This window comes from Pseudomonas sp. TE4620, from assembly GCF_056279045.1.
In genome coordinates, this window is sequence record NZ_JBWBQO010000001.1 from 3,527,887 (window position 1) to 3,553,291 (window position 25,405).

28 protein-coding genes and 1 pseudogene are annotated in these 25,405 nt (G+C 63.1%); 11 read left to right on the top strand and 18 right to left on the bottom strand.

What is annotated here, in order from left to right; genetic code table 11:
• Window positions 1-2: 2 nt before the first annotated feature.
• The 7 genes from ACZ9A3_RS16290 to ACZ9A3_RS16320 form a co-directional block, all read right to left on the bottom strand.
• Window positions 3-800: a transglutaminase family protein gene (locus ACZ9A3_RS16290; RefSeq protein ID WP_045195277.1), complete on the bottom strand. Its 798-nt coding sequence runs from the start codon at window positions 798-800 to the stop codon at window positions 3-5.
• A complete protein-coding gene (locus tag ACZ9A3_RS16295; RefSeq protein WP_045195278.1) occupies window positions 797-1,747 on the bottom strand; it encodes an alpha-E domain-containing protein in 951 nt (316 codons plus the stop codon). The genes ACZ9A3_RS16290 and ACZ9A3_RS16295 overlap by 4 nt, the downstream gene beginning before the upstream one ends.
• A 3-nt stretch (window positions 1,748-1,750) precedes the next feature.
• Window positions 1,751-3,160 (bottom strand): circularly permuted type 2 ATP-grasp protein, encoded by a 1,410-nt coding sequence (locus ACZ9A3_RS16300; RefSeq protein ID WP_093380500.1) that lies wholly within the window; start codon window positions 3,158-3,160, stop codon window positions 1,751-1,753.
• Window positions 3,161-3,337: 177 nt separating this feature from the next.
• Entirely contained in the window at window positions 3,338-3,670 is a 333-nt protein-coding gene (locus tag ACZ9A3_RS16305) for a ribonuclease E inhibitor RraB (RefSeq protein ID WP_010226349.1), read from the bottom strand.
• A 190-nt stretch (window positions 3,671-3,860) separates the two neighbouring features.
• Complete coding sequence (locus tag ACZ9A3_RS16310; RefSeq protein ID WP_045195283.1) at window positions 3,861-4,097, bottom strand: hypothetical protein; 237 nt, start codon at window positions 4,095-4,097, stop codon at window positions 3,861-3,863.
• A 74-nt stretch (window positions 4,098-4,171) separates the two neighbouring features.
• On the bottom strand, window positions 4,172-5,506 hold the full coding sequence (locus tag ACZ9A3_RS16315) for a hypothetical protein (protein ID WP_476252917.1): 1,335 nt from the start codon (window positions 5,504-5,506) through the stop codon (window positions 4,172-4,174).
• A gap of 128 nt (window positions 5,507-5,634) precedes the next feature.
• A complete protein-coding gene (locus ACZ9A3_RS16320; RefSeq protein WP_476252918.1) occupies window positions 5,635-7,719 on the bottom strand; it encodes an LTA synthase family protein in 2,085 nt (694 codons plus the stop codon).
• 184 nt (window positions 7,720-7,903) lie between these two features.
• On the opposite strand from ACZ9A3_RS16320, the gene ACZ9A3_RS16325 reads away from it, so the two are divergent.
• Window positions 7,904-8,377 (top strand): methylated-DNA--[protein]-cysteine S-methyltransferase, encoded by a 474-nt coding sequence (locus tag ACZ9A3_RS16325; RefSeq protein WP_093380494.1) that lies wholly within the window; start codon window positions 7,904-7,906, stop codon window positions 8,375-8,377.
• A 13-nt stretch (window positions 8,378-8,390) separates the two neighbouring features.
• Here the strand turns inward: ACZ9A3_RS16325 and ACZ9A3_RS16330 are convergent, their stop codons facing one another.
• Window positions 8,391-8,582 carry a PLDc N-terminal domain-containing protein gene (locus ACZ9A3_RS16330; RefSeq protein WP_045195289.1) on the bottom strand — a complete coding sequence of 64 codons (192 nt, stop codon included), beginning with the start codon at window positions 8,580-8,582 and terminating at the stop codon, window positions 8,391-8,393.
• 128 nt (window positions 8,583-8,710) lie between these two features.
• Between ACZ9A3_RS16330 and ACZ9A3_RS16335 the strand changes: the two genes are divergently transcribed.
• Entirely contained in the window at window positions 8,711-9,652 is a 942-nt protein-coding gene (locus ACZ9A3_RS16335; protein WP_045195291.1) for a ZIP family metal transporter, read from the top strand.
• Here ACZ9A3_RS16335 and ACZ9A3_RS16340 read toward each other — a convergent pair.
• Both ACZ9A3_RS16340 and ACZ9A3_RS16345 read right to left on the bottom strand, forming a co-directional pair.
• A complete protein-coding gene (locus ACZ9A3_RS16340) occupies window positions 9,649-10,179 on the bottom strand; it encodes a hypothetical protein (RefSeq protein ID WP_045195293.1) in 531 nt (176 codons plus the stop codon). The two genes, ACZ9A3_RS16335 and ACZ9A3_RS16340, sit on opposite strands and share 4 nt — an antisense overlap.
• A gap of 60 nt (window positions 10,180-10,239) precedes the next feature.
• On the bottom strand, window positions 10,240-10,764 hold the full coding sequence (locus ACZ9A3_RS16345) for an ankyrin repeat domain-containing protein (RefSeq protein WP_045195295.1): 525 nt from the start codon (window positions 10,762-10,764) through the stop codon (window positions 10,240-10,242).
• 274 nt (window positions 10,765-11,038) lie between these two features.
• Between ACZ9A3_RS16345 and ACZ9A3_RS16350 the strand changes: the two genes are divergently transcribed.
• Window positions 11,039-11,311, top strand: coding sequence for a DUF3509 domain-containing protein (locus tag ACZ9A3_RS16350; protein WP_045195296.1), 273 nt, complete (start codon window positions 11,039-11,041; stop codon window positions 11,309-11,311).
• A gap of 60 nt (window positions 11,312-11,371) precedes the next feature.
• On the opposite strand, the gene ACZ9A3_RS16355 is transcribed toward ACZ9A3_RS16350, so the two are convergent.
• Genes ACZ9A3_RS16355 through aroC form a run of 3 tightly spaced genes read right to left on the bottom strand, consistent with a single transcriptional unit; the run spans window position 11,372 to window position 14,170 of the window.
• The gene (locus ACZ9A3_RS16355; RefSeq protein ID WP_195884783.1) at window positions 11,372-11,890 is read right to left on the bottom strand and encodes an acireductone dioxygenase; all 519 of its coding nucleotides are present in this window, start codon (window positions 11,888-11,890) and stop codon (window positions 11,372-11,374) included.
• The gene (locus tag ACZ9A3_RS16360) at window positions 11,877-13,040 is read right to left on the bottom strand and encodes an MFS transporter (protein ID WP_258607672.1); all 1,164 of its coding nucleotides are present in this window, start codon (window positions 13,038-13,040) and stop codon (window positions 11,877-11,879) included. Before ACZ9A3_RS16360 ends, ACZ9A3_RS16355 begins: the two co-directional genes overlap by 14 nt.
• A 38-nt stretch (window positions 13,041-13,078) precedes the next feature.
• Window positions 13,079-14,170 carry a chorismate synthase gene (gene aroC, locus ACZ9A3_RS16365; RefSeq protein ID WP_045195301.1) on the bottom strand — a complete coding sequence of 364 codons (1,092 nt, stop codon included), beginning with the start codon at window positions 14,168-14,170 and terminating at the stop codon, window positions 13,079-13,081.
• A gap of 133 nt (window positions 14,171-14,303) precedes the next feature.
• On the opposite strand from aroC, the gene ACZ9A3_RS16370 reads away from it, so the two are divergent.
• Window positions 14,304-15,266, top strand: coding sequence for an alpha/beta hydrolase (locus ACZ9A3_RS16370; protein WP_093380483.1), 963 nt, complete (start codon window positions 14,304-14,306; stop codon window positions 15,264-15,266).
• 106 nt (window positions 15,267-15,372) lie between these two features.
• Entirely contained in the window at window positions 15,373-16,170 is a 798-nt protein-coding gene (locus tag ACZ9A3_RS16375) for a hypothetical protein (RefSeq protein WP_045195305.1), read from the top strand.
• Window positions 16,171-16,215: 45 nt separating this feature from the next.
• Here ACZ9A3_RS16375 and prmB read toward each other — a convergent pair whose 3' ends face one another.
• Window positions 16,216-17,124, bottom strand: a complete 909-nt coding sequence (gene prmB / locus ACZ9A3_RS16380) for a 50S ribosomal protein L3 N(5)-glutamine methyltransferase (RefSeq protein ID WP_476252919.1) — start codon at window positions 17,122-17,124, stop codon at window positions 16,216-16,218.
• 189 nt (window positions 17,125-17,313) lie between these two features.
• Between prmB and ACZ9A3_RS16385 the strand changes: the two genes are divergently transcribed.
• The 5 genes from ACZ9A3_RS16385 (at window position 17,314) to ACZ9A3_RS16405 (ending at window position 19,954) form a co-directional block, all read left to right on the top strand.
• The gene (locus tag ACZ9A3_RS16385; protein WP_093380478.1) at window positions 17,314-17,904 is read left to right on the top strand and encodes a cysteine hydrolase family protein; all 591 of its coding nucleotides are present in this window, start codon (window positions 17,314-17,316) and stop codon (window positions 17,902-17,904) included.
• Between the two features lie 76 nt (window positions 17,905-17,980).
• Window positions 17,981-18,301 (top strand): hypothetical protein, encoded by a 321-nt coding sequence (locus tag ACZ9A3_RS16390; protein WP_045195308.1) that lies wholly within the window; start codon window positions 17,981-17,983, stop codon window positions 18,299-18,301.
• A gap of 52 nt (window positions 18,302-18,353) precedes the next feature.
• A complete protein-coding gene (locus ACZ9A3_RS16395) occupies window positions 18,354-18,911 on the top strand; it encodes a Smr/MutS family protein (RefSeq protein ID WP_038994072.1) in 558 nt (185 codons plus the stop codon).
• 69 nt (window positions 18,912-18,980) lie between these two features.
• Window positions 18,981-19,526: a GTP cyclohydrolase I FolE gene (folE, locus tag ACZ9A3_RS16400; RefSeq protein ID WP_045195310.1), complete on the top strand. Its 546-nt coding sequence runs from the start codon at window positions 18,981-18,983 to the stop codon at window positions 19,524-19,526.
• A 59-nt stretch (window positions 19,527-19,585) separates the two neighbouring features.
• Window positions 19,586-19,954 carry a glutathione S-transferase N-terminal domain-containing protein gene (locus ACZ9A3_RS16405; RefSeq protein ID WP_045195311.1) on the top strand — a complete coding sequence of 123 codons (369 nt, stop codon included), beginning with the start codon at window positions 19,586-19,588 and terminating at the stop codon, window positions 19,952-19,954.
• Between the two features lie 4 nt (window positions 19,955-19,958).
• Here ACZ9A3_RS16405 and ACZ9A3_RS16410 read toward each other — a convergent pair whose 3' ends face one another.
• Window positions 19,959-20,561 carry a glutathione S-transferase family protein gene (locus ACZ9A3_RS16410; RefSeq protein ID WP_045195312.1) on the bottom strand — a complete coding sequence of 201 codons (603 nt, stop codon included), beginning with the start codon at window positions 20,559-20,561 and terminating at the stop codon, window positions 19,959-19,961.
• A 147-nt stretch (window positions 20,562-20,708) separates the two neighbouring features.
• Between ACZ9A3_RS16410 and ACZ9A3_RS16415 the strand changes: the two genes are divergently transcribed.
• Window positions 20,709-21,896, top strand: a complete 1,188-nt coding sequence (locus ACZ9A3_RS16415; protein WP_045195313.1) for a benzoate/H(+) symporter BenE family transporter — start codon at window positions 20,709-20,711, stop codon at window positions 21,894-21,896.
• 17 nt (window positions 21,897-21,913) lie between these two features.
• Here the strand turns inward: ACZ9A3_RS16415 and ACZ9A3_RS16420 are convergent, their stop codons facing one another.
• The 3 genes and pseudogenes from ACZ9A3_RS16420 to ACZ9A3_RS16430 form a co-directional block, all read right to left on the bottom strand.
• Window positions 21,914-22,795, bottom strand: a complete 882-nt coding sequence (locus tag ACZ9A3_RS16420; protein ID WP_408980601.1) for a methyl-accepting chemotaxis protein — start codon at window positions 22,793-22,795, stop codon at window positions 21,914-21,916.
• Window positions 22,775-23,884 (bottom strand): annotated as a pseudogene (locus ACZ9A3_RS16425) (HAMP domain-containing protein); the annotation flags it as partial. The pseudogene ACZ9A3_RS16425 and the gene ACZ9A3_RS16420, both read right to left, overlap by 21 nt.
• Window positions 23,885-23,969: 85 nt before the next feature.
• Window positions 23,970-25,367 carry an aminotransferase-like domain-containing protein gene (locus ACZ9A3_RS16430; RefSeq protein ID WP_093387389.1) on the bottom strand — a complete coding sequence of 466 codons (1,398 nt, stop codon included), beginning with the start codon at window positions 25,365-25,367 and terminating at the stop codon, window positions 23,970-23,972.
• Between the last annotated feature and the right edge of the window lie 38 nt (window positions 25,368-25,405).

Sequence of the window (25,405 nt, forward strand, 5' to 3'; positions counted from 1 at the left end):
GCTCACTGCTGCTGGGCGTTGAGGGTCGGGGTCACCAGCACCTTGGCGTGCATCTGCTCGAAACCACCACCGCGGCGCATGCCGCGCACCGGGCAGGCATCCAGGTAGTCCAGGCCCACCGCCAGTTTCAGGTGGCGTTCAGGCCGGGCCAGTTGGTTGGTGACATCGAAGCTGTACCAGGCATCCTCCAGCCAGGCTTCGGCCCAGGCGTGGCTGGCCATCTGCTGGCTGTCGCTGTCGAACAGGTAACCGGACACATAGCGCGCCGGGATGCCCAGGCTGCGCGCGCAGGCCAGGAAGGCATGGGTGTGGTCCTGACATACCCCGGCGCCGCCGGCAAACGCCTGGGCGGCGCTGGTATCCACGGCGGTGCTGCCGGGCCTGTAGGCCATGCGCTGGTTCAGGGCATTCATCAGTTCGATCAACGTCGAGCGGTCACGGCGCTTGCGGCATTGCTGGCTGGCGAAGGCACGCAAGGCTTCGTCAGCTTCGGTCAGGCGGGTGAAGCGCAGGAACGGCAGCGGCGATTGCAACTCGTGCTCGGCCTCGCGGCTTTCATCAATGTCGACCAGGCCACGGGCGCCGATGACCAGGTCCGAATGTGGCTCTTCCAGGCTCAGCACATGCAGGATGTTGCCGAACGGGTCCAGTTGCGCGCGCACCGGCCGCGGCAGGTCCAGTTGCCAACTGAGCACCTGTTGACGCTCGCTGTCGTGAGGAGTCAGACGCAGGTACTGGATGCTGGCACGCACCTGGTCTTCGTAGTGGTAGGCAGTTTCGTGGCTAATGGTCAGTCTCATACGGCCTCCAGGTAGGCGCTGTGAATGGCGTTGCCCAGTTCACGCACCAGCGGGATGTAATGGGTCAGCCAGGGGTGCAGCCCTTCGGCAAGGATTTCATCGATCGAGGTGTAGCGCAGGCGCGCGTCCACCTCGGCGGCCAGGCGCTGGGCCGGGCGGCCGTTGCCGCCGGGCAGGCTGGCGAGGATCAGGTCGATTTCCTCGGTGCAGGCACGCAGCGAGCGCGGCACGTCGGCGCGCAACAGCAGCAACTCGGCAACATGGCGAGCGGCCGGTGCATCACGGTAGATTTCGGTGTAAGCCTCGAATGACGACAGCGCGCGCAGCAAGGCGCTCCATTGGTAGTAACCGCGCGCCGAGCTGTCGCTGACCGCCTCGGCCTCGTCGCCAAGCATCTCGTAGCGGGCATCGAGCAAGCGCAGGGTGTTGTCGGCGCGCTCGATGAAGGTGCCCAGGCGGATGAAGCGAAAGGCGTCGTTGCGCATGATGGTGCCGTAAGTGGCGCCACGGAACAGGTGCGAGCGTTCCTTGATCCACTCGCAGAAACGGCTCATGCCATAACGGCCCAGGCCTTGCTCGGCGATGCCACGAATTTCCAGCCAGGTGGCGTTGATGTTTTCCCACATGTCGGCGGTGATCCGCCCACGTACCGCATGGGCACTGGCCCGCGCGGCACCCAGGCAGCTGTAAATGCTCGCCGGGTTTTCCGGGTCGAGGGCGAAGAAGTGCAGCAGGCGTTCGGCATGCAGCTGGCCATGGCGCTCGAGGTAGTCGTCGAGGGTGCCGGTGATCAGCAGCGGCATGGCCATTTCATCCAGGCCATCGCCGCGCCCGTCTTGCGGCATCAGCGACAGCGAATAACTGACATCGAGCATCCGCGCGAGGTTTTCCGCCCGCTCCAGGTAACGCGACATCCAGTACAAATCAGAGGCAGTTCTACTCAGCATGACTTAATCCTCGACCACCCAGGTGTCCTTGGTGCCGCCGCCCTGGGACGAGTTGACCACCAGCGAGCCCTCGCGCAGCGCGACCCGGGTCAGGCCGCCTGGCACCACCCGGGTCTCGCGCCCGGACAGCACGAACGGGCGCAGGTCGATATGCCGCGGGGCGATGCCGTTTTCGACAAAGGTCGGGCAGGTCGACAGCGACAGCGTCGGCTGGGCGATATAGGCCGCTGGCCGGGCCTTGATCCGGGCGGCGAACGCCTCAATCTCGGCACGGCTGGCCGCCGGCCCGACCAGCATGCCGTAGCCGCCGGAACCCTGGGTTTCCTTGACCACTAGCTCCGGCAGGTGCGCCAGCACGTGGGACAGTTCTTCAGGCTTGCGGCACTGCCAGGTCGGCACGTTCTTGAGGATCGGCTCCTCGTCGAGGTAGAAGCGGATCATGTCGGTGACATAGGGGTAAATCGACTTGTCGTCGGCCACCCCGGTGCCAATGGCATTGGCCAGCACCACGTTGCCGCAGCGATAAGCCGCCAGCAGCCCGGGCACACCGAGCATCGAATCGGGGTTGAAGGCCAGCGGGTCGAGGAAGGCATCGTCCAGGCGCCGGTAGATTACATCGACCGCCTTGGGGCCGTCGGTGGTGCGCATGAATACCCGCTCGTCACGCACGAACAGGTCGGCGCCCTCGACCAGCTCGACGCCCATCTCGCGGGCGAGGAAGGCATGCTCGAAGAAGGCGCTGTTGAAACGCCCGGGCGTCAACACCACCACGCTGGGGTTGTCCAGCGGGCTTGAGCTCTTGAGGGTATCGAGCAACAGGTTGGGGTAATGATCGATCGGCGCGATGCGCTGGGCAGCGAACAGCTCGGGGAACAGGCGCATCATCATCTTGCGGTCTTCAAGCATGTAGCTGACGCCGCTGGGGGTGCGCAGGTTGTCTTCGAGCACGTAGTAACTGCCATCACTGTCGCGCACCAGGTCGACCCCGGAAATGTGCGAATAGATGTCGCGGTGCAGGTCCAGGCCCTGCATCGCCAGTTGGTACTGCTCGTTGGCCAGCACCTGCTCGGCCGGAATGATCCCGGCGCGAATGATGCGCTGGTCGTGGTACAGGTCGGCTAGAAACAGGTTCAGCGCCTTGACCCGCTGAATGCAGCCCCGTTCGACCACCCGCCATTCACTGGCCGGGATGCTGCGCGGGATAGTATCGAAGGGAATCAGGCGCTCGGTGCCCTGCTCGTCGCCATAGAGGGTGAAGGTGATGCCGGCGCGGTGGAACAGCAGGTCGGCTTCACGTCGACGCTGGGCCAGCAGCTCTGGCGGGGTTTCGGCCAGCCAGCGGGCGAATTCCCGGTAGTGCGGACGGACCTGGCCGTCAGCGGCGTACATTTCGTCATAAAAGGTGCGGATCATGCCGAACTCCTTGTCACCCGTGCACCGGAGCCATCGCAAGCCCCGTGCCAGCGGCACAATTCCTTGTTATTCAGTATGTTGCGTTTTAAACGAAGAACGGTCGCACCAGATCTGTGCAACCGCTGCGCTCGCTTTGACGGCGGCGCCTCATTGCGAAGCGCCGCGCTTGCTTGCCGGTCAAGCCAGTTGACGTTCCTGCTTGACGCCCCAGCCTTCTATTTCTCCGCCCAGCGGGGCGATCACCGCTTCGAAATCCTGTTCGAATTCGCCGATACCGCCATAGGTTGCAAACATCACCTTGCTCAGCTCCAGGTGCCAGGCGCCATCATCACGCTCGTGGACCTGGGCACTGAGTGATTCGCCGCGAAACTTACCTGCCGCTCGCCGCGCCCGTGCCTCGTCCGGAAAGACCGCATAAAACTCGATGGGATGAATCTGCGCGAAGTTGAACCCGCCTTCTTTCATCCGACGCAAGACCGTGCTGCTGATGTCCTCGTATTGGCTGCTCATGAATCGTCCTCCTCATTACCGATGGATAGACTTTCAGTGCAAAACGCACCTGCCCGCCACACAAGCCGTGCGGGGGCAATTCGAGCTGTTGCGTGACGTGGATCGGCAAGCCCGGACAATCAGAAAAAATCGCCCGACCTTGTCTGCAGCGTAGCGCCTGATTGCCCAGCGTGCCAGCCGGCATGCGGGTTCAAGGCCCTTCAGTGATGGCAGTGATCTCCACCCCGTTCTGCTCCTTCAGCCATTTGGCCGTTGGCGAGGTTTCGCGGTCCTGGAAATCATTGAGGTCCAGCTCGCCCAGGACCGGAAACAGATGGGAGCGAATCAGCCGCGCCGCCTCTTCGATACTCGGTTCCAGCTCTGCGCTGAGCGGCAGCGAGGTACGCTCGCCCTTCTGGTCAACGAAGGTAATGACCCATGCTTTCATTGGACTCTCCTCTGTACAGATGTTCAGGGTGAATCGGGCTTACCTTCCGTTGACCTCGATACAGCGGTGGTTGTTCAGTCTTCTTGCGGCTCGAAGCGATGAGCGCCTGGCAGCGCGCGTATGCTTTGCAGCGTGCGTAGAAAATCGTCCCTGGAAGGCTCGAACTGCAGCGGCGGCTCGGAGTGTTCATCGGTCACTCCCAGCACCACAGTGGGCTGGTAGCCGGAGCCCAAGGCGCCGGCGACCATCCTGAACGTTTCTGTGGCCGCCGGCTTCAAACTGTCAGGCTCATAGACGCGAAAGCGTGCACCGCCGAACCTGCCCTTGGCGGCGCCGATCCGCACGCTTGAGGGCCCGAACTTATCGACGCTGATCTGCAGCGGAAACGGGTTGGCAATCAGTCGATCCAGCAGCATCGGCACCATCTCGACGGCCTTGTCACTGTCACTGCTCATGCTCAGGCGGTGCAACAGGTTCGAGTTGTCTGCGGGGTTGAGGCCCAAGGTGATGGCATGGCGCGGCGTGCCATCATCGGCAATGAAGCCGAAGGGCACACAGAAGCCGTTGTCCTGGGGAATTTCGTATTGCTTGCGGATGCGGAACGCGGCCAGCACAGCGCGCGCCCTGGGCTCCAGCCGGGCCAGCGCCGCGGTGTCTGTCGCGGTATTGGCGCCACTGTAGAACTTGAATCGGTAGATGCGTTGATCGCGCCACAGGTAGGCAGTCAGATTGCCTTCATACCAGTTTGCAGAGGCGTCTGGCACACCCAGCTCGATAAAGCGCTCATGCTCGTACTCTACATCGGTCGGCCATTGCGCCTGCTCCTCGAAGAAGGCATCGCGCTCGACCTGCAGCTTCGCCACCGACCGCCCCTCGCCAGTAAATTGCTTGATCATGTCGTCAAGCACCACCAGTTGCGAAGTCACATAGCCTATGCGCTGGAGCTTTTCACGCAAGTCGTAGTACTGATCACTCAGGGCCCTGTAGCGCGTTTCGTCGTCACGGCTCGCAGAGATGGCGGCATCCAGCGCCTCCATCTGCGCCTTCACCACCCGCTCCTGCGCCGGGCCACGGGTGAGGCCCTGCACATAGCGGATCTGTTCGTAGAGTGCACGGGTGGTCAACGGGCTGACCTCAATGTCGACCAGAAAGGGCAGCTCGCCGGTCAATCCTTCGCCGTAGGCAATCTGCTTGTCCCCAGGGGTGATTGTGGGAGTGGGGAGCTCGAAATTGTAGTACTGCCAGTAGCCACTGGAAGTGTGCCAGGCAATGTCCTTGGGCACATCGAACTGCACCCGGCCCATGCATTCGGTACGCCAGCCGGGGGGCGTCTGGTAATCCGCCGGTGCAACATCGGCCAGCGCCAACAGTGAATGGCACAGGCCGGCAAACAATACGAACACGCGCACGCAAAAATCCTTTTTTGATGGGCGCCGTTGCAGCCCCCGCTTCCTCAAGCGCGCGATTTGAGCATCCATGGCCCAGAAAGCCAAGACCCCGGCAAGCCGGGGTCCTGTTTACAGCACCCGCAACGTCGTTATTCCGGGGTGCCGTGCACTACACCCGCAGTGTTATCCAGCAGGCTCTTGGTCGCGGTCTGGATGAACGACTCAAGCTTGTGGGTCAGCTCGGTCTGGTCCGGGGCTTCGATCAGCTCGGCCTTGAAGTTGGCGCCCAGCTCGTAGCGGTACATGCGTGGCGACATGTCCTTGGACTCGATCAGGATCCGGTCGCCCTTGACCAGCCCGACGATCTGCTCGCTGCCCGATGGCTTGATCATGCCGAAGCCCTGGTCACCGGCTGGCAGGTTGAGCAGGTCACGGCCCCAGCACTGGTGACGGGTTTCGCCGCCCAGGCGGCCCATGATGGTCGGCACGATGTCGATCTGGGTACCCACGGTGTGGTTGACCGCACCGAACTTCTCCTGGATACCCGGGGCGATCAGCAGCAGCGGCACGTTGAAGCGCCCGAGGTCGAGCTCGGTGACCTGCTGGTGGTTGCCGAAGCCATGGTCGCCGACAATGACGAACAGGGTTTCCTTGAAGTAAGGCTCCTTGCGCGCTTTCTCGAAGAACTGGCCCAGGGCCCAGTCGGAGTAGCGCATGGCAGTCAGGTGCTCGTCCAGGCGGCCCTGGCCGGTAACCTTCTCGACCGGCAGATCCTTGGGCAGCGCATACGGCGTGTGGTTGGACAGGGTCTGCAGCAGCGCGTAGATCGGCTTCTTGCCATCGTGCTTGGCCAGCTCTTCGTTACCACGGTCGAACATGTCCTGGTCGGACACACCCCAGGTCGGGTCGGAGAACACCGGATTGACGAAGTCGTTACGGCCAATGAAGGTGGTCATGCCCTGGTTGCCGAAGAAACCGGACTGGTTGTCCCAGGCAAAGTCACCGTTGTAGACGTAGACGTCATCGTAGTCACGAGCACTGAGCAGCGCCGGCAGGCCGGACAGCTTGTGGCCACCTTCCGGGGTTTGCATCAGGTATTCGAAGCCCGGCAGGTTCGGGTAGCAGGCCATGGTGGCGAACATGCCCTGGTGGGTATGGGTGCCGTTGGAGAAGAAGCGGTCGAACAGCAGGCCCTCTTTCGCCAGTTTGTCGAAGTACGGGGTGATGTTGTTCGGGCTGCCCAGGGCGCCAACCGAATGACCGGCGAAGCTCTCCATGAGGATCACCACGACGTTCTTGATTGGCAGGGTGTTGTCCGCCGGCGGGGTGAAGTCACGGCGCACGGCGGCGCTGTCGGCATCGACCAGCTTGTCGTTGGCGGTCAGCAGCATGTCGCGCACGGTCTGGGTCGCCAGACCTTGCTCGATGGTCGACTTCCAGATGTTGGCGCGGTCTTCGCCGAAACGGCTCTTGGCCGCGTCGATCAGAGTCAGGGTGCCGTTCAGGCCCAGCTGGTTGACGAAGTTCGAGTCGGTGGTGAAGGCATCACCCCAACGCATCGGCGGGCCCTGGCGCAGGGTACCGCGAGCGGCGATGACCGCTACCAGCAAGACCATGAAGAACACCACGCCGCGCACGTACCAGGGCGCAACGCTGCGCGTGCCTGCTACCTGGCTTTCATACCCGCCAGCAGGCCGGGTCAGGCGGTCGATGCCCTTGAACAACAGGCTCAGCAGCCAGGTGCCAAAAGCCCAGGCCAGCAGGTAGCGCACCACCGGGAAACCGTACCAGAGCATGCTCAGCACGGTTTTCGGGTCTTCCTTGACGTACTGGAACACCAGGCCGTTGAGGCGCTGATGGAACTCGCGATAGAAGTCCATCTCCATCAGACCGAGGAACATGACGATGCTCGAGGCGATGGTCAGCCAGGCCCGGAACAGGCCGCGGGCAGCCATGGCGCGGGCACTGAGGATCGCCAGCAGCAGCGGGATGCTCAGGTACACCACAACCCGCAAGTCGAACCGCAGGCCATTGAGGAAACCCTCGGCTACGGTCAAGGTCGGCGTGTCGCCGATCATGTCGCTGTTGTAGACCAGCAACGCGAGGCGGACCAGGCTGAGCATCAGCATGATCACCAGCCCGCACAGCAGGGTGTAGGCCAGATGCGATTTCAGCGTCGGTTGCAACGGGCGCGACGCAGCCCGCTGTTGACTCAAGGCGTCCGTGTTAGCCATGAATTGGAAGATCCTAGGGTTCAGGTTCGAGGAAGGCGGTAAAACGAATCGGCAAATGTGCCCTAAACGCGAGCGCGTTGCACGGTCATTCGGCGAACGGATAATTGCGCGCGCAAATTGTCGGCAATCGTTTGTGAAAATTTCGTAATAGAATCAGGGTTATCCGCAGGGAGATCATTACCCCATGTTTTTTCGCTACCTACCAAGCCCGCTAGGCCCGCTGCTGCTGGCAGGCGATGAACAGGGCCTGCGCCTGCTGCACATGGACGCCGCCCAGCCCTGGGAGCTGGCCGCGGACTGGCTGCCGGCCAGCAACCAGCTGGACGACGTGGCGCGCCAACTGGACGAGTATTTCGCGCGCAAGCGCGAGACCTTCGAGGTGCGTGTGGCGCCCCGCGGCACACCGTTCCAGCGCGAGGTTTGGCAGGCCCTGCAGCGCATTCCCTACGGCACCACCTGCAGCTACGGCGAACTTGCCCAGGCCATCGGCAACCCCAGGTCGGTACGGGCAGTGGGCACCGCCAATGGCGCCAACCCGATTGCCATCATCATCCCCTGTCACCGGGTGATCGGCAGCAATGGCACCCTCACCGGCTTTGCCGGCGGGATCGAGCGCAAGCAGATCCTGTTGGAACTGGAGGGGACCTGGCTGATCTGAAGATTATCCCGGGCTACAGCCGCACATTGCCCCGCGGCCCGGCTATCGCCCAGATAATCAGGCCCAGCACCGGCAGCAGCAGAATCAGCAGGATCCAGAGAATCTTGGCGCCCCCGCTGGCACCGCTTTTGATCACATTGATGATCGCCCAGATGTCCAGGGCGAGGATGATCAGCCCAACCAGGCTATTGAAGGTAGAACCCATGGTATTTCTCCCTTGGTCGCGTCTGCCCTCAGGATAGCTGGCTATCAGGCCCATAGAGGCGAATCGTTCGCCGCGCCCAGGCAGCGCTGGTTACACTCGAGTGATTGAATTGCGCCAGAGAGGTTCCTATGCCACCCGCCCACAGTCACAGCAGCCCCGCTCCCGTCCCCTTGTGGAACGCCTGGATGCAACAGGCACAAAGCAGCCCGTGGCTCAGCGCAGGTTTGGGCCTGAGCTTGCTGGCGGTGCTCGGCCTGCTGATCGCCAGCGCGTGGAATGCTGTGCATGGCGACCACCAGCAAAACCTGCACATGGCCATGCTCGGCGGCCTCGCCGGATTTGCCGCCACCGCCCTTGGCGCAGTCATGGCAGTGGTGCTGCGCGAGGTCAGCGCGCGCACCCAGGACGTGATGCTCGGCTTTGCCGCCGGGATGATGCTCGCCGCCAGCTCCTTCTCGCTGATTCTGCCGGGCCTCGACGCCGCGCGGGAGATCACCGGCAACGGCCCGTACGCGGCACTGACGGTGGTGGTCGGCATGGGCCTGGGGGTCTTGCTGATGCTCGGCCTTGACCGCTTCACCCCGCATGAGCACGAAAGTACCGGCCCCTGCGGCCCACAGGCGGAGCGGATCAACCGGGTGTGGCTGTTCGTCCTGGCCATCACCCTGCACAACCTGCCCGAGGGCATGGCCATCGGCGTCAGCTTTGCCAACGGTGACCTTAATGTCGGCCTGCCGCTGACCAGCGCCATCGCCATCCAGGACATTCCCGAAGGTTTGGCCGTGGCGCTGGCACTGCGCGCCACCGGTCTCTCGACCTTCAAGGCGGCGCTGGTGGCCATCGGTTCTGGTTTGATGGAGCCCATTGGCGCAGTGATCGGCCTGGGTATTTCCACCGGCTTTGCCATTGCCTACCCGGTGAGCATGGGCCTGGCAGCCGGGGCGATGATTTTCGTGGTGTCCCACGAAGTGATTCCGGAAACCCACCGCAACGGCCACCAGACCTCGGCAACCCTGGGCCTGATGGGCGGTTTTGCGGTGATGATGTTCCTCGATACCGCCCTGGGTTAAACGTGCACGGCCACCCGCAGCGCTTCCAGGGCCGGCGCTGCGGCGATGCCGACTTCGGCACACAGCTCCAGCACCCGCGGCAGGTCGTCGTTGCCGACCAGCACCATCTGCAGCTCGTCATCGAGCAACTGGCTGAAGTTCATCAGCACATAGCCGCCGGCTTCCTTGTTCATCGCCCCCATCTGCACCTGGATGCGGTTAAGCGCGGTCAGCGCCTCGACTTTGGCCAGTTGCTTGGGCTTGAGGTTGAACGGCACGCTCTTGTCGAAAGAGTCGGTGATCTGCTGGAACAGGTCCTGATAGCTATCAGCCTGGAACAACACGGTGTCGGGCAGGCTGCCGACGACAATCCACTCACCCAGCGGGATAGGGAAACTGTCGTCGTAGTTGATGTCCGGGTTGGCGGCGAGAAACGCCTGCGGGTCGGCATAGGCCTGGGCGGCTTCGTCGGCGATACGCGCGACTTCGTCCTCGCCCATGCAGCCAGCGCTGATTTTGCCGATGAGTTCGGCCAGTTGGAGTTTCATGAAGGGGCCCTGCGACGCTGAAAAAAGTCGCCAAGGATAGCCGCAAAAGGCCCCGTGGGGTTAGCCGAGCAGCTTGAGCAACTGCTCGGTGGTCTCGGGCGCGCCCATGGTTTGCGCCGCGCCCAGGGCATCGGTGCCACGGGCGTCGCGATGGCGCGGGTTGGCGCCCTGGGCCAGCAGGTAGTCGACAATCACCGTGCGGTTGAACATCGCCGCCATCATCAGCGCGGTGCGTCCATCGGCGGACGCGCCATCGACCTCGGCGCCCTTGTCCACCAGCAGCTGGACCATCTCCAGGTTACCCTTGAAGGCCGCGCCGGCAATCGGCAACTGGCCCTTGTCATTGGCGATCTGCGGGTCGGCGCCGTGCTCGAGCAGTACCGCCACGGCATCCAGGTGCCCGTGGTAGCTGGCAAGCATCAGCAAGGTGTCGCCATTGCCATTGCGCAGGTTCACTGGCAAGCCGTTTTCCAGCAAGCGCCCGAGTATCACCGCGTCGCCCTTGCGCGCCCGGTCGAAGACCTCTTCGGCAAACGCTGCCGCCTCGTCGTCGTTCATCGGCGTTGGCCTGCGTTGGTCAGACATGGGGAACCTCCTGGCTATCGGAAAGGCCCAAGTCTTGAGCAGGGAGCGCGGCGGGTCAACGGTGGATAAGTCATGGCCATGACAGAAGAAATCTATTGGCCAAGGCGATACTGCAAAATGCACTGTGCAAAATGCACGACCATGCAGAATGCACGGCACACCTTTCCCAACCAAATCCTAAGCCATTGATTTATAAAGATTTTATAAAATCAAAAAGCTGGCACAGTCGCTGCACCTGTCACTCCATGTCTGCCACTAACAGTCAGGAGCTGATATGGACCTCATCCAGGAAAAATTCGCCTCGGTATTCTCCGCCTACGATGTCACCACCCAGGCGCGCCCCGATGGCGGAATTCTGCTGACCCTGCGGGCAGCCGACGGTACCCAGACCAAGCGCTCGATTTCTTATGCCCAGCTGCATAGCGCCGAACAACTGTCGTGGGCGATCAGTGCGATTCGCCGCGACCTGGCTGAACAGGCCAGTGAGCTGCCGGTGATTTCGATGCTGCAAAGCCAGCAGCGGTTTGCCTTGCCGACTTATCGGTAACTTCGCGGGGGCAAGCCCGCTCCTACCTGTAGGAGCGGGCTTGCCCCGTGATGGCGTTTATCAGTCGTCAAGCCGCGGGAACATCTTGGCAATCGAATCGCCAGTAAACCGTACAAGCCCACCTTCCGGCCGGTTGAACACCCGGATCGCCACGAACCGCGGCTCCTCGCCCATGTCGAACCAGTGCCGAACCCCTGCCGGCACGCCGATCAAATCGCCCTTCTCGCACAACACCGCATAGATGTAGTCCTCGATCCGCAGGCTGACCAGCCCGCGCCCGGCGGCAAAAAAGTGCAGTCGCTCTTCGCCACAGGTGTGCTCATCGCGCAGGCTGGTATCCGCTTCGCGGCTTACCTCGACACGGGCGTAACCGGTCTCGGCTTTTAGCGCATCGATACTGGCTTGATAAGCGCCAATCAGTTGCTGGTCGCTGGCGCCCGCCTGAATCGGCGCGCCAGCCTGCCAACGGGCAAAACGCACGCCCTGCTCTTGCAGGGTCGCGGCGATGTCCTCCAGGTGAGTCAGTACCTTGTTTGGGGTGTCCGGGGTGGACTGGTGATACACGCTAAGGCTGCTCATCGGGGCAACTATCCTCTTTCATTCGAAGCGCAATGATAACGGCTGCAGCCAGGGCTGCGATGCTGGCAATACTAAAGGTGGTAGCCGGCCCCAGCAGGTTCCAGCTGTAACCCGAATACAGGGCGCCCAAGGCGCCGCCAGTGCCGGCCAGTGCGGCATATAACGCCTGCCCCTGACCTTGCTGGCGGGCCGCGAAGCTGCGTTGCACGAAGGCGATGGCGGCCGCGTGAAAACTGCCAAAGGTGGCCGCATGCAAGAGCTGGGCGAGCAACAGTACGCCCAAATGTTCGGCAAAATTGCCGAGCAACGCCCAACGCACTGCCGCCAGGGCAAAGCTGGCCAGCAGCACCCGGCGCAGCGATACCCGCGCCAGAATCCAGCTCATGGCCAGGAACATCAGCACCTCGGCCACCACCCCCAGCGCCCAGAGCATGCCGATGGTGCCGCGGCTGTAGCCCAGGTGCTCAAGGTGCAGAGTCAGGAAGGTGTAGTACGGGCCGTGGCTCAGTTGCATCAGCGCCACGCACAGGTAAAACGCGGCAACCCCGGGGCTGGCCAGTTGCTTGAGAAAGCCGCCGCCGCTGGCCCGCTCATTCTGCCCCGGCGGCTGGGCATTGGGCACCCAGAGGCTGGCCAGGACGATACCGGCCATGATAATCACCAGCGCCAGCGGGTAGATGTCCAGGCTCAGCCAGTCGAACAAGCGGCCAAGCCCGACTACGGTGAGGATGAAGCCGATCGACCCCCACAGGCGGATCTGGCTGTAACGCGCGGTCTGCCCCTGCAGATGGGCCAGGGTGATGACTTCAAACTGCGGCAATACCGCATGCCAGAAGAACGCATGCAGGGCCATTACCAGCGCCAGCCAGGCGTAGCTCTTGGCGAAGAAGATCAGCGAAAAGGTCGCCAGGGTCGACAACGCCCCCAGGCGCACGATCAGCAGGCGCTGGCCACTGCGGTCACCCAGCCAGCCCCACAGGTTGGGGGCCACGCAACGCATCAGCATGGGAATGGCGACCAGCTCGCCGATGCGCGCGCTGGAAAAACCCAGATGATCGAAATACAACGCCAGAAACGGCGCGGTCGAACCAAGCAAGGCGAAGTAGAACAGGTAGAAGCTGGACAGCCGCCAGTAGGGAATCGCCGCCACGGCTCAGCGAGCCGCAGCGCGATTGGCCGAGGCCGGCATTACAGCTGGCCCAGTACCGGGGTGTTCACGCGTACCTCGGCATTCTGCCCGCGATGGCGCAGCAGGTGGTCCATCAGCACGATGGCCATCATCGCTTCGGCGATCGGCGTGGCGCGGATACCCACGCACGGGTCGTGACGGCCCTTGGTGATGACCTCGACCGGGTTGCCATCGACGTCGATGGAGCGGCCCGGGGTGGTGATGCTCGACGTCGGCTTGAGGGCCAGGTGGGCAACGATCGGCTGGCCGGAGGAAATACCGCCAAGAATGCCGCCGGCGTTGTTGCTGAGAAAACCCTCTGGGGTCAGCTCGTCACGGTGTTCGGTGCCGCGCTGGGCGACGCTGGCAAAACCCGCGCCGATCTCCACGCCCTTGACTGCGTTGATGCTCATCAGCGCATGGGCAAGCTCGGCGTCCAGGCGATCGAAGATCGGCTCGCCCAGGCCCGGCATGACACCTTCGGCGACCACGGTGATCTTTGCCCCGACCGAATCCTGGTCACGGCGCAGCTGGTCCATGTAGGCCTCAAGCTCCGGGACTTTGTCCGGGTCGGGGCTGAAGAAGGCGTTCTGCTCCACCGAATCCCAGGTCTTGAAAGGGATTTCGATCGGGCCGAGCTGGCTCATGTAGCCGCGAATGCGAATACCCTGGCTGGCCAGGTACTTCTTGGCGATGGCGCCGGCGGCCACGCGCATGGCGGTTTCGCGCGCCGAGCTGCGGCCACCGCCGCGGTAGTCGCGCTCACCGTACTTGTGGTGGTAGGTGTAGTCGGCGTGGGCCGGGCGGAACAGGTCCTTGATCGCCGAGTAGTCCTTGGACTTCTGGTCGGTGTTGCGAATCAGCAAGCCGATCGAGCAACCGGTGGTGCGGCCTTCGAACACACCCGAGAGGATTTCGACTTCGTCGGCTTCCTGGCGCTGGGTGGTGTGGCGGCTGGTGCCGGGCTTGCGCCGATCGAGGTCGTGCTGCAGGTCGGCCAGGGAAATTTCCAGGCCCGGCGGGCAGCCATCGACAATGGCGACCAACGCCGGACCATGGCTTTCGCCAGCGGTGGTGACAGTGAACAGCTTGCCGTAGGTATTGCCGGACATGCAGGACGCTCCGCGAATCAGCCAGATTTGAACAAGGCCGCCAGTATACGCAGGCTAACCATTCAGTTCATCCCTGACGGCGAACCTTCTGCGCTGGCCCCGGTCCAAACCGCACTCTCTCGATAGTGGCCTGATGATGTTGCGTATTGTTGCAGTAATCGCCCTGCTGTTCAGTGGTCTGGTCCAGGCTGCTGCCCCCGTCGTGTTCCAGCGCCCGCTCAGCCTCGATACCGGCAGCGGCGTGCTGCACGGCAGCCTGCTGTTGCCGCGCACCGAGCAGCCGCCACCGGTGGTGCTGATCATTGCTGGCTCCGGGCCGACCGATCGCGACGGTAACAACCCCTACGGCGGCAATACCGACAACCTCAAGCAACTGGCCCTGACCCTGGCGAAAAACAATATCGCCAGCGTGCGCTACGACAAGCGAGGCGTCGCCGCCAGCCTGGCTGCTACGCCGGATGAGCGTGACCTGACGGTGGAACGCTATGTTGCCGACGCGGTGGCCTGGAGCCAGAAAATCAAGGCCGACCCACGCTTCGGCCGCCTGGTCCTGCTCGGCCACAGCGAAGGTGCGCTGATCGCCAGCCTTGCCGCCGAGCACAGCGGCGCCAGCGCGGTGATCAGCATTGCCGGCAGCGGCTGGCCGATCGACAAGGCGCTGCGCGCGCAGATGTTTGACCGCATCCCCGGGCGCTACATGGCCAGTGCCCATGACATCCTTGACCGCTTGAAAAACGGCAAGACTTCTTCCCGCGTGCCGCTGCCACTGCAGGACGTCCTGCGCCCGAGCGTGCAGCCCTACCTGATTTCGCTGTTCCGCCAGGACCCGGCCGAGGCCTTCGCCAAGGTCAAGGTACCGGCATTGATCATCCAGGGCACCCATGACTTCCAGGTCGGTGTCGATAACGCCGAGATCCTCAAGGCGGCCAAGCCGGATGCCGAACTGGCGTTGATCAAGGGCATGAACCACATGCTGCGCATCGCCCCCGAAGAAATCAGCCAGCAACGCGACAGCTACCTTGACCCGCAACTGCCGCAAGCGGCCGAACTTGGCCAGCGCGTTGTCGACTTCATTCAGCGGTTGCCCGCCAGCTGAGGCCAATTCGCAGAAATTACGCCTCCAGTCCAGGCCAATCCTGCCGATAAAGCGGTGCTGGCATCGTCAATGCGACCAGCCCGCTGCGCACATGAGGATTGCCGTGATGACCGAAGCCGCCCCCCAGGACACCGCCGAGACGACTGCCGAGCAGGCAGCAGCGGAAGTTGCCCCCCTGCCCTGGGCCGATGTTACCCCCGAACATTTCCAGATGCTGCGCCTGGCGCCGTTGCCGACCGACCGCAACAGCGGTGCGCGGCCGCTGCGCTTTGTCCAGTACGGTTATGCCGAACGCCACAGCAAGCAGACCAGCCTGCTGCGCATGGCCATCCAGCTGCCGGCGCAAAAAGTGCGCAAGGAACAGAACCACCTCGATGTGTGGGTCGACCATGAAGAAAAGCATGTGACCTTCACGCCCGACACCGGCTTGCAGATCGAGCCGCTGAACCGCGGCCTGGGGCGCTTTCTGCTCAACCAGGCGGTGCAGTGGGCGCAGCGCAAGTGGCCGCACTACCGGGTCGAAGGTGCGGCCCTGCCAAGCAAGGATGCGCTCAACGAAGACACTCGCCTGCGCCGCGACCATGTGCTGCGCAGCCATGGCCTGGAGGTCGAGTACGCCGATGCCCAGCACCTGAAGGGGCGCTTCGTCGATGTCCAGGTTGGCGAGCTAAAAGGCGGCTGGAACACTGACAAGGTGCAGCGGGTCGAGATCCTCGATGCCGCGCAGATGCTGCAACAGGCCGAGCAGACCTTGCAGGAAAAAGAGGCGCAACTGCGCGAGCGTGACGAGCGGGTCAGCAAGTACCGCCGTGAAGACAGCGGGCTGCGTTTTACCATCACTTGCCTGGTGGCCTTTGCGGTGTTTCAGGCGGGGTTGTTGATCTGGATCGCGACTCACCGCTGAATCTATCGCGGGGCAAGCCCGCTCCTACAGGAGCGGGCTTGGTGCTTACACCTTCGAGGCAAACAGCCCCTGGTGCTGGTGGCACTGCTCAGCCGTGAGCATGAACACCCCGTGGCCGCCGCGCTCGAACTCCAGCCAGGCGAAATCTACCTCCGGATACAACGCCTCGACATGCACCTGGCTGTTGCCCACCTCGACAATCAGCAACCCTTTGTCGGTCAGGTGATCGGCCGCTTCAGCCAGCATCCGTCGCACCAGGTCCAGGCCGTCGTTACCGCAGGCCAGGCCCAGCTCCGGCTCGTGGTGATATTCCTCGGGCATGTCGGCAAAGTCTTCGGCATCGACGTACGGCGGGTTGGACAGAATCAGGTCGAAACGCTGACCCGGCAGGCCGGCAAAACCGTCGCCCTGCACTGTATACACGCGCTCTTCCAGGCCATGGCGCTCGATGTTCTGGTTGGCGACTTCCAGTGCCTCGAACGACAGGTCGGCCAGCACCACTTCAGCCTCGGGGAACACTTCGGCGCTGACGATGCCGATGCAGCCGGAGCCGGTGCACAGGTCGAGGATGCGCGCAGGTTCGCTGGCCAGCCACGGTTCGAAGCGTTTTTCGATCAGTTCGCCGATCGGTGAGCGCGGAATCAGCACGCGCTCGTCGACGATGAACGACAAGCCGCAGAACCACGCCTCGCCCAGCAGGTAGGCGGTCGGCACGCGGTCTTCGATGCGGCGCTTGAGCATACGCTGCAGGTTGACCAGCTCGTCGTCTTCCAGCTGGCAGTCCAGGTAGGCATCGGCGACTTCCCAGGGCAGGTGCACCGAGCCCAGCACCAGCAGCCGCGCTTCATCCCAGGCGTTGTCGGCGCCATGACCGAAAAACAGGCCATGCTCGTGGAAACGGCTGACGGCCCAACGGATATGATCGCGCAGGGTGCGCAAGCGAGAAGTGATCACAACAGACTCCTTGAAAGACGACCTGCGATTCTAACAGCCCGGCAAAAGAAATGATCGGCAAAAACACCCTGTAAGGATATCGCCAGGGTGGCTGCAGGCCACTAACGACGCTGCTTGTACGCGAAGCGATTCACATAACTGCTCAGGCAGGGGACAATAGGGTAAAAGCCCTATCCAAAGGAGCCCTTGATGTCTGTTCCAACGACGATGTTCCACCTCAGCGGCCGCGGCTATCCGCCGGCCAAGCTGAACAACGCCAGCCTGGTGATTATCGATGCGCAAAAGGAGTACCTCAGCGGTCCCCTGGCGCTCTCGGGCATGGACGCGGCCGTGGCCAACATCGCTAAAATGCTCGAGGCGGCCCGCAAGGCCGGGCGCCCGATCATCCACGTGCGTCACCTGGGTACCGTCGGCGGCATGTTCGACCCGCAGGGCCCACGCGGCGAATTCATCCCGGGCCTGGAGCCTGTGGGCGATGAAGTGATCATCGAAAAGCGCATGCCCAATGCCTTCAAGAACACCACCCTGCACGAGACCCTGCAAAAGTACGGGCACCTGGACCTGATCGTCTGCGGCTTCATGAGCCACTCCAGCGTCAGTACCACCGTGCGCCGGGCCAAAGACTACGGCTACCGCTGCACCCTGATCGAGGATGCCTGCGCCACCCGCGACCTGCCGTTCAAGGACGGCGTGATTCCGGCGGCGCAGATCCAGCAGAGCGAGATGGCGATCATGGCCGACAACTTTGCCTGCGTGGCACCAACCACCAGCCTGATCTGAGCGACCGCCCGGCAGCCGGGCGGAACCACCTCAAGGCTTTTCGGTCCAACGCCGGATATCCATAGAGGAAATCGGAATGAAAATATCCGATGGTTTTGATGCCAAACGCTTGCGCCCACGCACGCCCCGTAACTGGGGCATGCGCCTGGCGGCGGCGTTTTCGGCGTTGCTGGCAACCGCCGGCGTGCTGCTGGCCATGGCCGGCGCCGCCAGCCTGCTGGGCCACCCCGCTGCTCTGGGCGAGCTCAACGCCAACCCGGCTGGCGCCAGCGTCCTGCTGGGCCTTGGCCTGTTGCTGCTGTACCTGGGCGTGTGGTTCTGGCGCCGCAGCCGCTTGCGCCTGCGCCGCAGCCGCGAGCTCAACCTGTCACCGCACCTGATGAAAAAACACGATTGACTGCACGCTTTGGGGGAGTCGCGTAAACTACGCCGCCCTGGCGGAGGCTTACATGCAAGACGACGATTTTTCCCTGTTCAAAAGCGAGATGCGCGGCGTCAAGCCGATCACCCATGATCGCGCCGAAGTCGGCAAACCCAAGGCCGACCGCAAGAAACTGGCAAGCCTGCGCCAGGCCGCGACGGTCCGTAGCGACCAGACCGTGGTCGATGGCCTGTCGGACCAGTTTGTGATTGATGTCGGCCCCGAAGACGATCTGCACTGGAGCCGTGACGGCGTCCAGGAAAGCCAGATGCGCAAGCTCAAGCTCGGCCAGATCGGCTTCGAAGGCAGCCTCGACCTGCACGGCATGACCGTCGAAAAGGCCCGGGAAACACTGTGGGCCTTCCTTGCCGAAGCCACCCGCTTCGAAGTGCGCTGCGTGCGCGTCACCCACGGCAAGGCAGTGCGCCTGGATGGCAAACGACCGATGATCAAGAGCCACGTCAACACCTGGCTGCGCCAGCACCCTCAAGTGCTCGGTTTTACCTCATGTCAGGCCCGCCATGGCGGTACTGGCGCGGTGTATGTCATGCTCAAGCGAACCATGCTCGAAGGCCGTGACGAGTAACGCCGTACTTGCAGCGCCGCCGTCGCCGCCGTACCCTTCGCGTTTGCGATAAATCCCACAGGTAGATCCATGTCCCTGGAACAGAACTACACCGCGATCCTTGGCCAGCTTGGCGAGGATGTCTCCCGCGAGGGCCTGCTCGACACGCCCAAGCGGGCTGCGAAGGCCATGCAGTACCTTTGCCGCGGTTATGAGCAAACCCTGGAAGAAGTGACTAACGGCGCCCTGTTCAGCTCCGATAACAGCGAAATGGTCCTGGTCAAGGACATCGAGCTATACTCGCTGTGCGAACACCACATGCTGCCGTTCATCGGCAAGGCCCACGTGGCCTACATCCCTGACGGCAAGGTCCTGGGCCTGTCGAAGGTGGCGCGGATCGTCGACATGTACGCACGCCGCCTGCAGATTCAGGAAAACCTCAGCCGCCAGGTCGCCGAAGCGATCCAGCAGGTCACCGGCGCCCTGGGCGTTGCCGTGGTCATCGAGGCCAAACACATGTGCATGATGATGCGCGGTGTGGAAAAACAGAACTCGACCATGATCACTTCGGTGATGCTCGGCGAATTCCGCGAAAACGCCGCGACCCGCAGCGAGTTTCTCAGCCTGATCAAGTAATCGGGCCAGACTGCAAGCCGACCTTTCGTGGTCGGCTTTTTTTATCCTTTGGAGTTGCCATGATCGTCAAAGCACTGCGTGTGGGCCTCGGCCAGTTGATTGTGTTCGGTGACTGGATCAGCCGCCCGGCCAAGCTCAAGCGCGACCCGGCCGCCCAGGCCCTGGTCGAGCAACAGGCCAAGGGCCTGAGCCTGTACCAGTTTCATGCCTGCCCGTTCTGCGTGAAAACCCGCCGCACCCTGCACCGCCTGAACGTGCCGGTGGCACTGCGCGATGCCAAGAACAACCAACAGGATCGCCAGGCCCTGCTTGCCGAAGGCGGCAAGATCAAGGTGCCGTGCCTGCGTATCGAGGAAGACGGCAAGACCACCTGGATGTATGAATCCAAGGTGATCATCGACTACCTCAACAAGCGTTTTGCCGCCTGATCGCTCAACCGAGCATGGTCACATGACGGGGATGGCTGGCCACACGCTCCAGCCATGCCTGGATGCCAGGGTAGCCGTCGAGGTCAAAGCCGCCCTGGTGGGCGACATGGGTGTAGGCGTACAGCGCGACGTCGGCGATCGAATAGCGATCACCCACCAGGTAAGGCGTTAGCTGCAGTTGCTTCTCCATCACCCGCAGGGCCTTGTAGCCGCCTTTGTGCAGGGTCTTGTACTCCTCCAGCCGCTCTTGCGGCAGCCCCAGGTAAAACTGGATGAAGCGTGCCACGGCGATGTACGGCTCATGGCTGTACTGCTCGAAGAACTGCCATTGCAGCACCTGGGTGCGCAAGCGCGGTTCGGTGGGCAGGAACTCGCTACCATCGGCGAGGAAGTTGAGAATCGCGTTGGACTCCCACAGGTAGGTGCCATCCTCGAGTTCCAGCACCGGCACCTTGCCATTGGGGTTCATGGTCAGGAACTCAGGGGTTTCCGTCTCGCCCTTGAGGATATCCACCGAATGCCATTCATAAGGCAGGTCGAGCAGGTGCAACATGAGCTTGATCTTGTAGCAGTTGCCCGACTGGTAGTCGCCGTAAACCTTGTACATCGCTCCCCCTCTTCGTAATGCTGAATCGAACCCGCGCCCATAGTTGGCGACTGTACGGCTAATTGCAATGCCTGCTGTATGGCAAAGATCAACAGTACGCACGGTAGTCTGAAAAAACTGCTTACATCCAGAACAAGGAATGCCCCCATGCCCGACGCCACGTCCGCGCAATTGCGCCCTTTGGCCGACTCCTCGCCGTCTGCGGTGGTGGCCGGCTTCATCGCCATGCTCACCGGTTATACCAGCTCCCTGGTGCTGATGTTCCAGGCCGGCCAGGCTGCCGGCTTGACCACGGGGCAGATCTCGTCGTGGATCTGGGCGCTGTCGATCGGCATGGCGGTGTGCAGTATCGGCCTGTCGCTGCGCTATCGCACCCCGATCACCGTCGCCTGGTCGACCCCCGGCGCGGCGCTGCTGATTACCAGCCTGGGCGGGGTCAGCTACGGCGAAGCGATCGGTGCCTATGTCACCTGCGCGGTGCTGGTGGTGATCTGCGGCATGACCGGCAGTTTCGAGCGCCTGGTCAAACGCATTCCGGCCTCGCTGGCCTCGGCATTGCTGGCCGGGATCCTGTTCAAGATCGGCAGCGAGATTTTCATTGCCGCCCAGCATCGGACCGCGCTGGTGCTGGGCATGTTCTTCAGCTACCTGTTGATCAAGCGCGTTTCGCCGCGCTACTCGGTATTGGCAGCGTTGGTGGTCGGCACGGTGCTGTCCGGGGCCATGGGCCTGCTGGATTTCAGCGGTTTCAGCCTGGAAGTGGCCACCCCGGTGTGGACCACGCCGAGTTTCTCTCTGGCGGCGACCATCAGCATCGGCATTCCGCTGTTTGTGGTGGCCATGACCTCGCAGAACATGCCCGGTGTCGCCGTGCTGCGCGCCGACGGCTACCAGGTGCCGGCCTCGCCGTTGATCACGGTGACCGGCCTGGCTTCATTGCTGCTGGCACCGTTCGGCTCCCACGGCGTCAACCTGGCCGCCATCAGTGCAGCGATCTGCACCGGCCCGCATGCCCATGAAGACCCCAGCAAACGCTACACCGCGGCCGTCTGGTGCGGGATTTTCTACGGCATCGCCGGGGTCTTCGGCGCCACCCTGGCGGCGCTGTTCGCCGCCCTGCCCAAGGAGCTGGTGCTGTCGATTGCCGCCCTGGCATTGTTCGGCTCGATCATGAATGGCCTGACCGTGGCGATGAACGAGGCCAGGGAGCGCGAGGCGGCGCTGATCACCTTCATGGTCACCGCCTCTGGCTTTACCCTGTTCTCGATCGGTTCGGCATTCTGGGGGATCGTCGCCGGGGTGCTGACCTTGATGATTCTCAACTGGCGTAAATAGTCGTAGGGACGCCGCTCCTACAGGCGAAAATGCCCGACCATCCCCTTCAAGTCATTGCCCAACTGCGCCAGCTCGATACTTGAGCTGGCGTTGCCCTGCATGGCCAGCGCCGACTGATCGGCGCTGCTGCGGATCTGGGTGACACTGCGGTTGATCTCTTCGGCCACCGAGCTTTGCTGCTGCGCCGCCGCGGCAATCTGCTGGTTCATCTGCTGGATCAACGACACCGCCGCGGCAATGCTGCCCAAGGCGCTTTCCGTATGCAGGGCATCGCTGACGGCCAGCTTGACCAACTCGGCACTGCCCTGGATCTGCGCCACCGAGGCCTGGGCACCGCTGCGCAAACTGCTGACCAGGCGCTCGATCTCCTCGGTCGATTGCTGGGTACGCCGGGCCAGTGCCCGCACCTCGTCGGCGACCACGGCAAAACCGCGGCCCTGCTCGCCGGCCCGCGCGGCCTCGATGGCGGCGTTGAGCGCCAGCAGGTTGGTCTGCTCGGCGACGCTCTTGATCACTTCCAGCACCTGGCCGATGTTCTGCACTTCGCTGCTGAGGTTGTCGATGCTCTGGCTGGCTGATTCAGCAGAGCTCGCCAGTTGCTCGATGCGCTGCATGCTCTGGCGCACCACCTGCTGACCGCTCTCGACCTTGTCGTCCGCCGTTTGCGCCGCCAGGGCAGCCTCTTCGGCGTTGCGCGCAACATCATGCACGGTAGCGGTCATCTGCTGCATGGCGGTAGCCACCTGCTCGGTCTCATCCTTTTGGCTGTTGACCTCGCGATTGGTTTGCTCGGTAACCGCCGACAGCGACTGAGCATTGCTCGCCAATTGCTCGATACCGTTTTGCAGGCCACTGACGATGGCGCTCAAGCCCGAGCCCATCTGCTGCATGGCCAGCATCAGCTGACCGACCTCATCACGCCGATCGATACTGATTTCACCACGCAGGTCACCGGCGGCTATCTGCTGGGCGCGGCCCATCACCTGGCGCAACGGCCCGACCACCGCACGGGTGATCAGCCAGGCCGCCAGCACCCCGACCAACAGCGCCAACAGCGCAGCGCCAAGTATCAGCACGGCATTGCGCTGCAGCTCGCCTTGCATGGCCTGGTCTTCAGCGAGCCGGGCCTGGTCGACCTGGCGGGTGACCTGTTCGGCACGCGCTTGCAATTGCTGCTTGAGCTGCTGCTCACGGCCAAGCAGGTCGGTGTATTCAGCAAGTTTTTCAGTGAAACTGGCGATGTGCGTGCTGACCTCGCCGAGCACGGTCTGATAGCCAGCGTCGGTCACCGCGGTTTTCAATTGCTCGACCAGTGCTGCTGCCTGCTCGGTCTGTTCGATGCGGCCCTGGCGGGCATCGTCGGCGCCCTTGCGATTCTGCTCAAGACGCACGCGCGCTTCGTCCATGGCCTGCAGCATCAGCCGTGCGACTTGTGCCACCTGCCCGGCTTGCTCGACGAACTCGGCGCCCTGCTGGCCCTGGGTGTCCTTCAGGGTATAGGTGCCGTCATCGGCGAGCCCGGACTGCAGCACATCCAGGTTGTTGGCCACGCTTGAGACCGACCAGCTGGCCATGTCCAGCGCCAGCTCCTTGGCCTGGGTCAGTTCGACGAACTGGTCAAAGGCCTGGCGGTAGTCGTTCAGCGCCTGTTCGACGCCGCTCAGTTGCACCAGCGTCCGGGCTTGCTCTTGCAGGGCCTCGAGGCGCTGGTGCACCGCGTCTACCGACTTGGGATCGGAGCGCAGGGCGAATGCCTGTTCCTGCAAGCGGGTATCGAGCAGCGCGGTATTGAGCGCCGCCATCTGCTTCAAGCCATCGAAGCGCTGCCCGACGCCGTGCAGGGCGGCAACCCCCGCTGCCGCCACCACCGCCGTCAGCAGTAGCACCAGGGCAAAGCCCAGCCCGAGTTTGCGGGCCATGCCCAGGTTGGCGAAAAAACCACGCTTGGCCGAACTCATCGCACTACCCCCTGCTGCCCGCAAATGCATCAAGCCTCAAGAGTGGCAATGGCACGACCAGCGGCACAAGATCCCGGCGTCGGAATAATGGCAAAAAGCTACAGTTGCGTCGTTTTCAGGACTGCCGAGGTCGTCCGGCGCGCTGAAAGAACGCCTGCGCGCGCTGGTCCTGGGCATAGGCGACATTAATCCGCAGCCAGTCACAGGCAGCGCCCTGGGGGTCAAAGGCACTGCCCGGCGCCAACAGCACCGAACAGGCCTGGGCCTCGCGGCTGAGCTCGGCAAAACTGCGTCCCGGGCAGCGCGCCCAGACAAACATGCCGCCATAGGGCTCGGTAAACACCTCCCAGCCATAGGCCTCCAGTTGGCCCAGCGCCTTGGCCATGTGCTGGGCCAGGCGCAGGCGCAGACGCGCCGTGCTTTTGCGGTAGCTGCCGTTGCCGAGCATTTGCGCCACCACCTGCTCGGTAAACCGCGAAGTCCCCAGGCCACTGACCATTTTCAATTCCGCCAGGCGCGCAACCAGTTCCGCCCTGGCCACCAGGTAGCCAACCCGCAGCGAACTGCTCAGGGTCTTGGAAAAGCTCGCCAGGTAAATCACCCGCTGTTCAGCGTCCAGGGTTGCCAGACGCGTCACCGCACCGTCCTGAAAGTCCGCGTAGATGTCGTCCTCGATGATCAGCAGGTCATGTTCGCGTGCCAGCTCCAGCAAGCGATAGGCGACCTTGGGCGACAGGCTGCTGCCGGTGGGGTTCTGGTACAGGCTGTTGATGTACAGGCAACGTGGCCGGTGCTGCTTGAGCAGCGCCTCGAGCACCTGCAGATCAGGCCCCTGCGGGGTACGCGGCACTTCGAGCATGTCGACGTGATGCTGGCGCAACAGGCTGTAGAGGTTGTAGTAGCCCGGGCTTTCCACCAGCACCTTGTCGCCGGGCTTGAGCAACGTGCGCACCAGCAAATCCAGGGCATGGCTGGCGCCCTGGGTGGTGAGGATCTGCTCGGGCGCGGCGTCGATGCCGATCTGCCCCAGGCCCTTGTGCAGCTGGGTACGCAGGCTGGCCAAGCCCAGCGGCGGGCAATAGTCGATCAAGTCCTCGACCGCGCCGCGGCTGACCTGGCGCAGCGCCTGGGCAATGGCTTCGGTAGCGCGCCAGCTGGAAGGTACCCAGCCACAGCAGAGCTTGAGCAACTCGCCGGGGTCATCGGTGAACTGCTGCCAGCGGCTGTCGAAGGCCTCGTCATGGATCGGCTGATCAACCAGCGACGCCTGCAGGCGCTGTTCGGCGACGAAGAATCCGGCGCCATGGCGCGCCTGCAGCCAGCCCGCCGCCACCAACCGGTCGTAGGCTTCGATCACGCAGGACTGGCTGACACCCTGCTCGCGGGCCAGTTGGCGAATCGACGGCAAGCGGCTACCCGGGCGCAGGCGCTGGTGTTCGATCCAGGCCTGCAATTGCTCACTCAGTTGCTGCACGAGCGGGCGGGAGGAGTGGCGATCGAGGCTCAGGTGCATGGCAAAGTGTTCGCTGATTTTATCCGAACAGTTAACCA